Source organism: Comamonas sp. F1-6 (assembly GCF_039581415.1).
Classification (GTDB): domain Bacteria; phylum Pseudomonadota; class Gammaproteobacteria; order Burkholderiales; family Burkholderiaceae_C; genus Comamonas; species Comamonas thiooxydans.
Genome location: NZ_JBCPWN010000005.1, coordinates 210092 through 222635 on the forward strand (window position 1 = coordinate 210092; position 12544 = coordinate 222635).

Annotated in this window: 10 protein-coding genes; 8 read left to right on the top strand and 2 right to left on the bottom strand. The window is 63.4% G+C overall.

Annotation, left to right across the window (positions count from 1 at the left end; genetic code table 11):
* Positions 1-70: 70 nt before the first annotated feature.
* Positions 71-1429 (bottom strand): MFS transporter, encoded by a 1359-nt coding sequence (locus AAIL66_RS07575; protein WP_343496391.1) that lies wholly within the window; start codon positions 1427-1429, stop codon positions 71-73.
* A 106-nt stretch (positions 1430-1535) separates the two neighbouring features.
* On the opposite strand from AAIL66_RS07575, the gene AAIL66_RS07580 reads away from it, so the two are divergent.
* The 4 genes from AAIL66_RS07580 to AAIL66_RS07595 all read left to right on the top strand — a co-directional run bounded on the left by AAIL66_RS07580 (position 1536) and on the right by AAIL66_RS07595 (position 5859).
* The gene (locus AAIL66_RS07580; protein WP_034389906.1) at positions 1536-2231 is read left to right on the top strand and encodes an AraC family transcriptional regulator; all 696 of its coding nucleotides are present in this window, start codon (positions 1536-1538) and stop codon (positions 2229-2231) included.
* Positions 2232-2343: 112 nt separating this feature from the next.
* Positions 2344-3216, top strand: a complete 873-nt coding sequence (locus AAIL66_RS07585) for an EamA family transporter (protein ID WP_080746055.1) — start codon at positions 2344-2346, stop codon at positions 3214-3216.
* Positions 3217-3253: 37 nt separating this feature from the next.
* Entirely contained in the window at positions 3254-4087 is an 834-nt protein-coding gene (locus AAIL66_RS07590) for a M48 family metallopeptidase (RefSeq protein ID WP_034382704.1), read from the top strand.
* Between the two features lie 95 nt (positions 4088-4182).
* Positions 4183-5859: an acyl-CoA dehydrogenase family protein gene (locus tag AAIL66_RS07595; protein ID WP_343496392.1), complete on the top strand. Its 1677-nt coding sequence runs from the start codon at positions 4183-4185 to the stop codon at positions 5857-5859.
* A 6-nt stretch (positions 5860-5865) separates the two neighbouring features.
* Here the strand turns inward: AAIL66_RS07595 and AAIL66_RS07600 are convergent, their stop codons facing one another.
* Complete coding sequence (locus AAIL66_RS07600) at positions 5866-6768, bottom strand: helix-turn-helix transcriptional regulator (RefSeq protein WP_034351280.1); 903 nt, start codon at positions 6766-6768, stop codon at positions 5866-5868.
* Positions 6769-6935: 167 nt separating this feature from the next.
* Between AAIL66_RS07600 and AAIL66_RS07605 the strand changes: the two genes are divergently transcribed.
* From AAIL66_RS07605 to AAIL66_RS07620, 4 genes are all read left to right on the top strand, one after another.
* On the top strand, positions 6936-8498 hold the full coding sequence (locus AAIL66_RS07605) for a 3,4-dehydroadipyl-CoA semialdehyde dehydrogenase (RefSeq protein ID WP_343496393.1): 1563 nt from the start codon (positions 6936-6938) through the stop codon (positions 8496-8498).
* Positions 8499-8501: 3 nt separating this feature from the next.
* The gene (locus AAIL66_RS07610) at positions 8502-10064 is read left to right on the top strand and encodes a benzoate-CoA ligase family protein (RefSeq protein ID WP_343496394.1); all 1563 of its coding nucleotides are present in this window, start codon (positions 8502-8504) and stop codon (positions 10062-10064) included.
* A gap of 190 nt (positions 10065-10254) precedes the next feature.
* Positions 10255-11418 carry an ABC transporter substrate-binding protein gene (locus AAIL66_RS07615; RefSeq protein WP_034406723.1) on the top strand — a complete coding sequence of 388 codons (1164 nt, stop codon included), beginning with the start codon at positions 10255-10257 and terminating at the stop codon, positions 11416-11418.
* 154 nt (positions 11419-11572) lie between these two features.
* Positions 11573-12442 (top strand): branched-chain amino acid ABC transporter permease, encoded by an 870-nt coding sequence (locus tag AAIL66_RS07620; protein ID WP_012836600.1) that lies wholly within the window; start codon positions 11573-11575, stop codon positions 12440-12442.
* Positions 12443-12544: the final 102 nt, after the last annotated feature.

Sequence of the window (12544 nt, forward strand, 5' to 3'; positions counted from 1 at the left end):
CTCTTGTCTGGTGCGTAAAGTTGGGTAAACGCCGAGTCGCTCAAAAACAATAGCTGTCAGTGCTTGTTCATCAAGCGTCAGCGCCAATTTTTACTCTGGATGCCAGGAAAATCAGCAGCAGCACGGGGAAGCCCATCAACGCCGTGGTGTGGAAAAACGCCTCGTAACCATAAGCATCGACAAACGCCCCCGAGAAACCCGCCAGCCACTTGGGGGCCAGCAGCATCATCGAACTGAACAGCGCATATTGCGTGGCCGAGTACTGCACATTGGTCAGGCCCGAGAGATAGGCGATGAAGGCCGCCGAGGCGATTCCCCCGGCGAGATTGTCGGCGCTGACCACCCAGACCAGCGCCGAGACATCGTGGCCGCGCGTAGCCAGCCAGGCAAACAGAATATTGGTGCAGGCCGACAGCACCGCGCCCAGCATCAGCACGCGCATCACGCCCCAGCGCACCGCCATGGTGCCGCCCACAAAGCCACCCAGCAGCGTCATGATGACGCCGAACACCTTGGTCACGGCAGCCACCTCTTCCTTGGTATAGCCCATGTCCACATAGAACGGATTGGCCATGATGCCCATGACCACGTCGCTCACGCGATACAGACCAATCAGCGCCAGCAGCAGCAACGCCTGCCAGCGGTAGCGGCCTATGAAGTCGGCAAACGGAGCGATCAGCGCGCCCTTGATCCACTCGGCCGCATTGCGTGCCGGTGCCATGGGACGGGCTTCAGGCTCGGGCGATAGCAGCACCGTGATCATGCCCACCAGCATGCTCGCCGCCATGGCCGTGTAGGCCACATGCCAGGCCTGCACCATATAGCCCTGCACATCACCTTGGACCTGGGCCGCCACCCACAGCACGCCGGCGCCAGCCCAGATCATGGCCAGGCGATAGCCGGTCTGGTAGGTGGCCGCCAGAGCCGCCTGATCGTCGACCTTGGCGGACTCGATGCGATAGGCATCGAGCGCAATATCCTGCGTAGCCGAGCCGAAAGCCACCAGCACCGCGCACAACACCAGCGGCTGCAGGGATTGCTTGGGGTCCATGAAGGACATGCCGAGCAGGCCCGCCACGATCAGCAGCTGCGAAAACAACAGCCAACTGCGGCGACGCCCAAACATGCGCGTCAGTGCCGGCAAGGGCAAGCGGTCCACCAGCGGAGACCACACCCATTTGAAGGCATAGGCCAGACCCACCCAGCTCAGGAAGCCGATCGTCGTGCGATCGATATCGGCTTCGCGCAGCCAGAAGCTCAAGGTACCCAGTACCAGCAACAGCGGCAGGCCGGCCGAAAAACCCAAAGCCAGCATGCGCAGGCTGGTGGGCTGGGCATAGACCTTGAAGGCCTGGCTCCAGCTGCGCTTGGGCTTGATGACGACATCTGCGGAGGAGGGGTTGCGACTTGTTTGGGACGACTCGGTCATGGTCTGGTTCTCTGAGGCAGAGGGCATTATCGGTTGCCCACGCCAGTCGCCGGGCGCTACCATTGGCCGGATCACCGTCTCTTTCTGTAAGCAAGCAAGATTAGCCATGAGCCGTGACACCGCATCCCCGCACCCCGTGCTTGACCAGGCACAGGCATCGGTGCGCAGCTACAGCGGCGAGCATCAGGCCCATGCCCATGACCATGCCCAGATTCTGTTTGCGCTGCAGGGCCGCATGGAGCTGGAGGTGGGTGGCAGGCCCAGCTTTGTGGACAGCGCCTGCGGCATGGTCATACCCGCAGGTACCGGCCACGGCTATCTGGCAGCACCGCAAACCCAGGTGCTGGTGATCGATGCGCCCATGATCCAGGGGCTGGACAAGCTGCGCCGCTTTGCCGTGCCCCCGGCGTTGCGCTTTCCGCAATCAAGCCTGTCAGCCGCCGCGCAGATGGCGCTGGTGCTGCAGGCTCCCACCTTGCTGCAACGTCGCGGCATGGATCTGCTGTGGCTGCAGCGCCAAGTGCAGGCGGCTTTGCATGAAAGCTGGCCCACGGCCCGGCTGGCGGACCTGGTGCATCTGAGCGTGGCCCAGTTCCATGCCCGTTTCGTGGAGCTGACGGATCGCACGCCGCAGGACTGGCTTCGCGGCCTGCGTCTGGACGCTGCCGTGCTGCAGCTCAGAAAGGGGGCGGCACTCGAAGCGACCGCGCTGCGCTGCGGCTACGCATCGGCCAGCGCCCTGGCCTATGCATTGCGGCGCGAGCGCGGCCTGACATCGCGCCAGTTGCGTGAGCGCCGCTGAGCCGCCCCCTCACTTCAAGCGTTTCTCGACAGATGGGTGGCCCGGGCCCGCGCATGATGGCTCACTCATGTCTGTCACTTCCGCTATCTCTTCCCCATCACCCCGCAGCGCCTTGGGCCCTGTCGGCCTGGTGCTGGCCGCCGCCATGCTCTGGGGCACCACGGGCACGGCACAGCATTTCGCGCCTGCACAGCTCTCGCCCTACTGGGTGGGCGGCCTGCGCATGGTCATGGCCGCGCTGTTCTTTGGCGCGCTGGCGCTGCTGCTGGACCGAGGCCATGCGCGCCAGCCCATGCGCTGGGCGCGCATCGTGTTCTGCGGCCTCTGCATGGCCATCTACAACCTCAGCTTCTTTGCCGGCGTCAAGGCCAGCGGCGTAGCCCTGGGTACGGCGCTGGCCATAGGCAGCGGTCCCATCTGGGCCGGCCTGATGCAGGCCGTGGTGCAAAAGCGCATGCCCAGTCTCCAATGGTGGCTGGGTACCTGCACCGGCGTGGGCGGAGGCATTGTCATGGCGCTGGCCGCCACCGACAGACAGCATCTGCCATGGGCGGGCATGGCCCTGTGTCTGCTCGCCGGTCTGTCCTATGCCGCCTACGCGCTGGTCAACCAGGCACTGGTGCTGCAATCGCGCGTGGCCACGGTCAATGCCTGGGTGTTTGCCTGCGCGGCCCTGCTGTCACTGCCCGTTTCGGCCTGGCTGGGCGGGCCGCTGCAGATCAGCGCCAGCGGCTGGGCAGTGGTGATCTATCTGGGCATGTTCGCCACGGGCTTTGCCTATCTGCTGTTCTCCGTGGGCCTGCGCGGCATGTCTGCCGCGACCGGCGTGGCACTGAGCAAGGCCGAGCCGATCACCGCTTTTGCGCTGTCGCTGTTGGTGGTTGGCGAGCGCCCCGCCTGGTGGTCCGTGATCGGTCTGCTCGGCGTGATCGGCGGTCTGTGGCTGGTAGTACAGGCAGAGCGCAAGACTGCAGAAACCGTCTGACCCGAGGCAGACTACAGCTCGCATAGACTTGGCGCTTATGCACGCCCTCATCTCATCCCTGCGCCTGCCCGCCACCCGCAACTGCCTGCTGCCCGCACTGGTCTGTGCTGCGCTGATGCACGCGCCAGCGCATGCGCAGGTGGAGGTCGGCAAGGCATCGGTGATGCGCCAGCTGGTGCCGGCCGAGACGCTGGAAAACTCTGCGACCCAGCAATACCAGGAGCTGCTGCAAAAGGCCAAGGCCCAGGGCGCGCTGGCAGACGCCGGCAACCCGCAGCTGCAGCGCCTGCGCAGCATTGCCCAGCGCCTCATCCCTTATGCCGCGCAATGGAACCCGCGCGCCAGCCAATGGCGCTGGGAAGTCAACCTCATAGGCAGCAAGCAGATCAACGCGTTCTGCATGCCCGGCGGCAAGATCGCCTTCTACACAGGCATCATCGACCAGCTCAAGCTGACGGACGACGAGATCGCCATGATCATGGGCCACGAGATGGCCCATGCCCTGCGCGAGCATTCGCGCGAGCAACTGGCCAAGAACCAGGCCACCAGCATAGGCATATCGCTGGGCGCGCAATTGCTGGGTCTGGGCGATATCGGCAATGCCGCTGCACGCCTGGGCGGGCAATTGCTCAGCCTCAAGTTCAGCCGCAATGACGAAAGCGATGCCGACCTGGTCGGACTGGAACTGGCCGCACGCGCCGGCTACAACCCGCAGGCCGCCGTGAGTCTGTGGCGCAAGATGGGTCAGGCCACGGGCGAAGGCGGCATAGGCTTTCTCTCCACTCACCCTACAGGCCCCGATCGCATACGCCAGCTGGAGGGTAACGTGCCGCGCGTCATGGGCTTGTACGAGCAGGCACGCAGGCGCTGAACACCAGCGACAAGGCGGCTGAAAACCCGCTTTGCGTCAGCCATGCTGCGCTCTATATTGGCCTGTGACGAGCGCACAGCCACAGGAGTGATCGCATGCAGGCCCTGGACACCCATGACGTCTTCAACCAGTTCGATGAGCTGACCGGCATCAATCTGCTGCAGGCCGATGCGGCCTTGCAGGAAGTGCTGCAGCGCCAGCAGGCGCAGGGCTTTGTGCCGGCTCTGAACCGCTTTGCGCAACAGCTTGGCGAGAAGCACAACTGGGAGCATGCCGAACTCGCCAACCGCCATACGCCCGAGCTGCAGCGTTTTGACGCACGCGGGCGTGTGCTAGATGCCGTGGAATTCCACCCCAGCTGGCACCGCCTCATGGAGCTGTATCGCAAACAGGGCCTGATCTCCTTGCCCTTTGAGAGCCCAAGCCGCGGCCGCTGGAGCGCCTGGGCCGCCGGCTTTTACCTGCACGGCCAGGTGGAGCAAGGCACGCTATGCCCAGCCACCATGACCACCGCGGCCATCCCCGTGCTGCAAAAAGAGCCCCAGCTATGGAGCCAGTTGCAGGCTCGGTTGTTCAGCCACGAGTACGACGCACGCGATCTGCCCTTGAGCCAGAAAAAATCCATCTGGATAGGCATGGGCATGACAGAGAAACAGGGCGGCTCGGACGTGCGCGCCAACACCACGGTGGCTCGCCCCGTGCATGAGGGAGGTCGCGGCGGCGAGTATCTGCTGCGCGGCCACAAATGGTTTTTCTCGGCCCCCATGTGCGACGCCCATCTGGTGGTGGCTCGCATGGCCACGGCAAGCGGTGAGCTCGGCGGTCATGCCTGTTTTTTCGTGCCGCGCTGGCGCCCCGACGGAAGCAAGAATCCCGTGCGTGTGCAGCGCCTCAAGGACAAGGTAGGCAACCGCAGCAACTCCAGCTCGGAAGTGGAACTGCAGGACGCCTGGGGCATTCTCATGGGCGAGGAAGGCCGAGGCATTCCCACCATCATCGAAATGGCCAGCTACACGCGGCTGAACTGCGTGCTGGGCAGCGCGGCCATTTTGCGCAGCGCAACCGTGCAGTCGATTGCCTATGCGCGCCAGCGCTCGGCCTTTGGCAGACATCTCGCGGATCAGCCGCTGATGGCCACCGTGCTCGCGGACCTGGCCCTCGAAAGCGAAGCCTCCATGCAGCTCGCCATGCATCTGGCTCAGGCCTATGAGCTGGAGGCCGAAGGCGATCTGCTGGCTCGCGCCTGGAAGCGCATCATGACTCCGGCCGCCAAATTCTGGGTCTGCAAGCGCTCGGTGGAGATCACGGGCGAAGCCATGGAGGTCTTTGGCGGCAACGGTTATGTACAGGACAGCATAGTCGCGCGCCTGTTCCGCGAAGCGCCGGTCAACTCCATCTGGGAAGGCTCTGGAAATGTGATGTGTCTCGATGTGCTGCGCGCCATGGGCCGAGAGCCCGAGGCCACGCGCCTGCTGTTGCAGGATCTCGGCGATATGGCTGCCGGCCAGCCCCTGTTGACGTCCACGGCGCAATCGCTGGCCAAACGCCTGTCCGATTCCCCCGAGGCGCTGGAGCCGCAGGCCCGCCGACTGGTGCAGGACTTGTGTCTGCTGGCCCAGGCCTGCCTGCTGCACAGACATGCACCCGACCCCATGGCCGATGGCTTCATCCACACCCGCCTGGGCGCGCAGAACGGGGCCATGGTGGTCGGAGCATTCGACCCGGCTGGGCTCGACATTGCGGCCATACTTCAGCGCGCCCTGCCCGCCTGAATATAGTCAGGCTGCGACCAGCACTTTCAGCTGCTTGAGGCTTTGCGCCACGCTCTTTCCGCTGGTGTCCAGCACATGGTCGGCCTTGGAATAAAAGGCCGATCGGCCGTCCAGAATCCGGCGCAAATCATCCATGGCCTCGGGGTTGGCCGCCATGGGCCGCGTGTCGCCCTGGGCCACGACACGGCTCATATGCTCATCGGGCTGGGCCTGCAACCAGACCGTGGTGCAGTGGCTGAGCAACTCGTTGAAGGTCGCGGGGTCCGAGACAATGCCTCCCGGCGTGGCAATCACCACGTCGCTGTAGATCTGCACGGCCTCTTCCAGTGCGCGGCGCTCGTAACGACGATAGGCGCCAGCTCCATAGAGGTCATAAATCTCGCGCACGCTGCAACCGGCCACTCGCTCGATCTCCTGGTTCAGCTCGAGAAACGGCACATTCAGCTGCTCTGCCAGCATACGCCCCAGCGTGGACTTGCCCGCGCCACGCAGGCCTATCAGGGCAATGCGCGAAGCCCGGTGCGGATCGCCCATGGGCGCCGTTCCCAGAATCTCTCCGGCCGCCAGTCGCACGCGCTGCAAATCGGCCTCGCTGCGGCCTTCCAGCAATTCGCGCAGCAACAGCCATTCGGCACTGGCCGTCGTCACATCGCCCAGCAGCTCGGCCATGCTGCACTGAAGTGCATGCGCGATCTGCTGCAGCACCAGGATGGAGACATTGCCCGTGCCGTATTCGAGATTGGCCAGATGGCGCTCGGACACCACGGCCGCCGAAGCCAGCCCGCGGCGCGTGAGACCGCGACGCGCACGCAGATTGCGCACCCTCTCGCCCAAGGCCTGCAGCAGCGGGCTTTTGCCTGCTTCATCCCCTTCCGCAACCGACGCGGATGCCATGTCTAACTGATCCATAAAGCTCCTCAGAGGCCGTGAATGATAAACAGTCGGGGTTAACGCGAATCATGCAATATATTGCTTGACACTGCATTGTCACGTATTTATCTTTTGATTGCACGCACAATATTGCATGTTTCATCAAGGATTTGATGCTGATCAGAACAGCACTTCAGGAGACCCCCATGACCGAGTTACTGGCCAACCATGTGGCTGGCCGCTGGCAAACCGGCAGCGGCCCGGGCAGTTTGTTACGCGACCCGGTACTGGGAGCAGAGCTGGTGCGTGTCGATGCCACAGGGCTTGATCTGGGCTCTGCCTTTGCCTTTGCACGCGATACTGGCGGCAAGGCGCTGCGCGCGCTGAGCTATGCGGAGCGCGCCAGACTGCTGGTCGATATCGCGACCCTGCTGCAAAGCAGGCGCGATGCGTATTACGAGATTTCCACCTCCAACAGCGGCACCGTCAGAAACGATACTGCCGTCGATGTGGACGGCGGCATCTACACCCTGAACCAATACGCCAGATGGGGCGCGGCGCTCGGAGATGCGAGGCATCTGAGCGACGGCGAAGCCGTGGAGCTGGCCAAGGACGGCGCTTTTCTGTCCCGGCATATCCAGGTTCCGACACGCGGCGTGGCGCTGTTCATCAACGCCTTCAACTTCCCTGCCTGGGGGCTGTGGGAAAAAGCAGCTGCGGCCTTGCTCTCGGGCGTCCCCGTCATCGTCAAGCCGGCCACGGCCACCGCCTGGCTGACCCAGCGCATGGTCAAGGATGTGATCGATGCCGGCATATTGCCGCCGGGCGCTTTGTCCATCGTCTGCGGCAGTTCCGCCGGCTTGCTGGATCAGTTGCAGCCCATGGATGTGGTCTCGTTCACGGGGTCTGCGGAGACGGCTTCGGCCATACGTTCTCACGCGGCCATAGCCCGCCACTCGGTGCGCAGCAATATCGAGGCCGACAGCGTGAACTGTGCGCTGCTGCTGCCCGGCCATGGCCCGGACAGCGAAGCTGCCGCCTTGCTGGCGCGTGAGGTGGTGCGCGAAATGACGGTCAAATCTGGCCAGAAATGCACGGCCATACGCCGCGTGCTGGTACCGCAAGCTCTGTACGACGGTGTGGCCCAGGCCATCGGTGCACAACTGGCCAAAATCACCGTAGGCAACCCACGCAACGACGCTGTGCGCATGGGATCTCTGGTCAGCCGCGAGCAGTACGACAGCGTGCAGCAGGGCCTGGGCCGGTTGCTGGAGCACACGACGGCCCTGCATGACGGCCGGCGCAATGCGCTGATCGATGCCGACCCGGCGATTGCCGCCTGCGCCCAGCCCGTGCTGCTGGGAACACAGGACCCCGATGGCAGTGCACTCGTGCATGACATGGAAGTCTTTGGCCCCGTGGCCACTCTCATGCCCTACCGTGACCTGGCACATGGCCTGGCACTTGCACATCGCGGACAGGGCTCGCTGGTCTGCTCGATCTATGGCGATGACGACAAGGCACTGGCCGCAGCCGCCACCGATCTCGCAGCCAGCCATGGCCGCGTGCATGTAGTAACCCCCGCTGTCGCCAGGCTGCATACCGGCCACGGCAATGTCATGCCCCAGTCCCTGCATGGCGGTCCGGGCCGCGCCGGCGGCGGCTCCGAACTCGGCGGCCTGCGGGCACTGGACTTCTATCATCGCAAAAGCGCCATACAAGCCGCACCACAGGTTCTGAAGGCGCTGGCCGAAACGACGGGAGCATGAGCCATGACAGACTTCAGTCAGCCCTTCAACTTCGCCCAGCATCTGTTCGATCTCAACCAGCTGCGGGGAGACAAGAACGCCTACACCGATGACCAGGGCACGCTCAGCTATGCCCAGCTGCAGGAGCAGGCGCGCCGCCTGGCCCATGGCCTGCTCGCTGCCGGCATCCATCGCGAGGAGCGCGTGCTGCTGGTCATACACGATATGCGCGAGTGGGTGGTCTCGTTTCTCGGCGCCATGTACGCAGGCGTGGTGCCGGTGGCGGTGAATACCTTGCTCACGGCCGCCGACTATGCCTATATGCTCGAGCATTGCCGTGCTCAGGCGATCGTGACCAATGGCGCGCTGGTTGCCGTGGTGCAGCAGGCCCTGGAGCAGGCGCAGCATGAGGTCAACCATATCTGGGTCGCCAGGCCCGATGAAGCACCGCAAGGCCTGCCGCCGGCCTTCGAGCCGCTGCAGCCCTGGCTGCAGCAGCAAACGCCGCTCGCTCATGCCGCCAGAACCATGGGCGACGACCCCGGCTTCTGGCTGTATTCCTCGGGCTCCACCGGCAAACCCAAGGGCGCGGTGCATACCCACGCCAACCCCTACTGGACGGCCGAGCTGTATGGCAAGCCGGTGCTGGGCCTGAGCGAAGACGATGTCTGCTTTTCCGCCGCCAAGCTTTACTTCGCCTACGGTCTTGGCAACGCCCTGACATTCCCCTTGAGCGTGGGCGCCAGTGTGGTGCTGATGGCCGAGCGCCCCACGCCGGAAGCCACCTTCAGGCGCTGGACCGAACACCAGCCCACGGTGTTTTTCGGCGCGCCGACGGGCTTTGCGGGCATGCTGGCTCACCCCGCCCTGCCTGCACGCGAGCAGGTCAGCCTGCGCATGTGCTCCTCGGCGGGCGAGGCCCTGCCGGCCGAGATTGCCCAGCGCTTCAAGGCCCGCTTCGGCGCCGATATCGTGGACGGCATCGGCTCCACCGAAATGCTGCACATCTTCATCTCCAACCGCCCGGACGACATACGCTACGGCAGCACGGGAAAGCCTGTACCAGGCTATGTGGTGGAGTTGCGCGGCGAGGACGGTCAGCCCGTGGCCGACGGCGAGATCGGCGACCTCTACATCAAGGGCCCGAGCGCCGCCCTGATGTACTGGGCCAACCGTGACAAGACACGCGACACCTTCCAGGGCGTCTGGCTCAAGAGCGGCGACAAATATGTGCGCGATGCAGACGGCTACTACACCTATGCAGGCCGCAGCGACGACATGCTCAAGGTCAGCGGCATCTATGTCTCGCCCTTCGAGGTCGAATCCACGCTGCAGCAGCACCCTGCCGTACTGGAGGCGGCCGTGATCGGCGTGACCGACGAACAGGGCCTGACCAAGACCAAATCCTATGTGGTGTGCAAGCCCGGCCAGAGCGCCAGCGAGGCTGAACTCAAGGCCTTTGTGAAGAATCGGCTGGCCGCCTACAAATACCCGCGCTTCATTGAATTTGTCGATGAGCTGCCAAAGACCGCGACAGGAAAGATCCAGCGCTTTCGTTTGCGTGAGCTGGAATCCAAGCCGCGCTAATTGCTTATCGCAAGGTTGCAAGAAGCTATCAAAACAGTAGTCACAAACTAGGGCAATCGCTGGTATTGCTTTAAACCTAAAGTTGTTAGAGTGCGCTCGTGCATCAGTGCCAACCCCAGCACCACAGCCAGTCATAACCGTTGATCTGAGAGTAAGCCGGCATTCGTCCATCAACCAGCAGGAGACAAGCATGAGCAAGCAATGGGCAATATGGAGCGCAATCGCACTGGCTGCCGCCGCAAGCGGCAGCAGCGCCATCGCGCAGGAGAAGATCAAGGTCGGCTTCATGCTGCCTTTCAGCGGCACTTATGCAGCCCTGGGCGTGGCGATCGAGAACGGCTTTCGCATGCAGGTAGCCGAGCAAGGCGGCAAGCTGGGCGGGCGCGAGATCGAATACTTCAAGGTCGACGATGAGTCAGATCCCGCCAAGGCAACGGACAACGTCAACCGCCTCATCAAGCGCGACAAGGTCGATGTGATCGTCGGCACCGTGCACTCCGGCGTGGCCATGGCCATGGCCAAGGCCGCCAAGGAAAGCGGCACCGTGCTCATCGTGCCCAATGCGGGAGCCGATGCAGTCACCGGCCCCATGTGCGCTCCCAATATCTTCCGCAGCTCCTTCTCCAACTGGCAGACGGCCTACCCCATGGGCGTGGTCGCAGCCAAGGAAGGCAAGAAAAATGCCATGACCCTGACCTGGAAGTACGCTGCCGGTGAAGAGGCCGTCAACGGCTTCAAGGAAGGCTTCGAGAAAAGCGGCGGCAAGGTCAGCAAGCAGCTGACGCTGCCGTTTCCCAACGTCGAATTCCAGGCTCTGCTGACCGAGATCGCAGCGGCCAAGCCCGATGCCGTGTTCTCCTTCTTCGCGGGCGCAGGTGCCGTGAAATTCGTCAAGGACTATCACGCCTCTGGCCTGTCCAAAACCATTCCGCTCTACGGACCGGGCTTTCTGACCGACGGCACGCTGGACGCTCAGGGCGAGGCCGCCCAGGGCATGCTGACCACGCTGCACTATGCCGACGAACTGGGTACGGCGCGCGATCAGGCCTTCCGCACCAATTACGCCAAGAACTACAAGCTGCAGCCCGATGTCTATGCCGTGCAAGGCTATGACGCAGCACAGATGCTGGCCGTGGGCCTGAAGGCCGCCGGTGGCGACATCAGCAAGAAAGACGTCTTCCGTACAGCCATCGAGAAAGCCACTATTGCCAGCCCGCGCGGCGACTTCACCTTGAGCAAGGCACACAATCCCGTGCAGGACATCTATCTGCGCAAGGTTGACGGCAAGGAGAACAAGAAGATCAGCGTGGCAGTGAAGGCTCTGGCGGACCCAGCCCGCGGCTGCCGCATGTAATAGACGCGAGCCATACCGCCCTCGATACCTGGTTGCTCTGTCCTGCTGCACCTTCGGTGCCGCCTGCGACAGAGCGCCTCGTCTCCAGCGCGAATCGACGATTCGCCGGGCTGTATGCCCCGCTTTGCAGCCTCCTGCTTCAACAAGGATTGCCGTGGATCTCGCCACTTTTCTGGTGCAGTGTCTGAACTCTGTTCAGTACGGACTGCTTCTGTTTCTGCTGGCCTCTGGCCTGACGCTGATCTTCGGCATCATGGGGGTGATCAACCTCGCCCATGGCAGTTTCTACATGATCGGTGCCTATGTGGCGTTCTCGCTCGCACCGTACCTGGGCCAGCATTTCATCATCATGCTGCTGGCCGGGGTGGTGCTGGCCGTGGTGCTGGGCTATTTTCTCGAATGGGCATTCTTCAGTTTTCTCTACGAACGCGATCACCTGCAGCAGGTGCTGATGACCTATGGCCTGATTCTGGTGTTTGAAGGCCTGCGCGCCATCCTCGTGGGCAACGATGTGCATGGCGTGGAAAAGCCTGCCTGGCTGGCCGGCAGCTTCCCTTTGATGGGCATGATGCAGTACCCCTGGTACAACGTGTTTGCAGCCGCTGCCTGCCTGCTGGTGGCGCTGCTGATGTACTACACCGTCAACCGCACGCGTCTGGGCATGATGATTCGTGCCGGTGCCAGCAACCGCGACATGGTGCGCGGCTTGGGCATCAACATCAAGCGCCTGTACCGCATCGTCTTTGCCGTGGGCGTGGCCCTGGCGGCCCTGGCCGGAATGATCGCGGCGCCCATGAGTTCGGTCTACCCCAATATGGGCTCCAGCGTGCTCATCATCTGCTTTGTGGTGGTGGTCATCGGCGGCATAGGCTCGATCACCGGTGCGCTGATTGCCTCGCTGCTGGTGGGCTTTGTGGATACCTTCGGCAAGGTGTTCTTTCAGGAGCTCAGCGGCATGAGCATCTATCTGCTCATGGCCGTGATCCTTGTATGGCGCCCGGAAGGCCTGATGGGCAAGAGATGATGAAGTTCCCCCTGAGTCGCTTCGCGCCTTCCCCCTCGCTCGCCACGCGGGAGGAGGACAACACCTTCGCTGCGGGGCGGCCGGCCAGGCCCTTGCCCCATG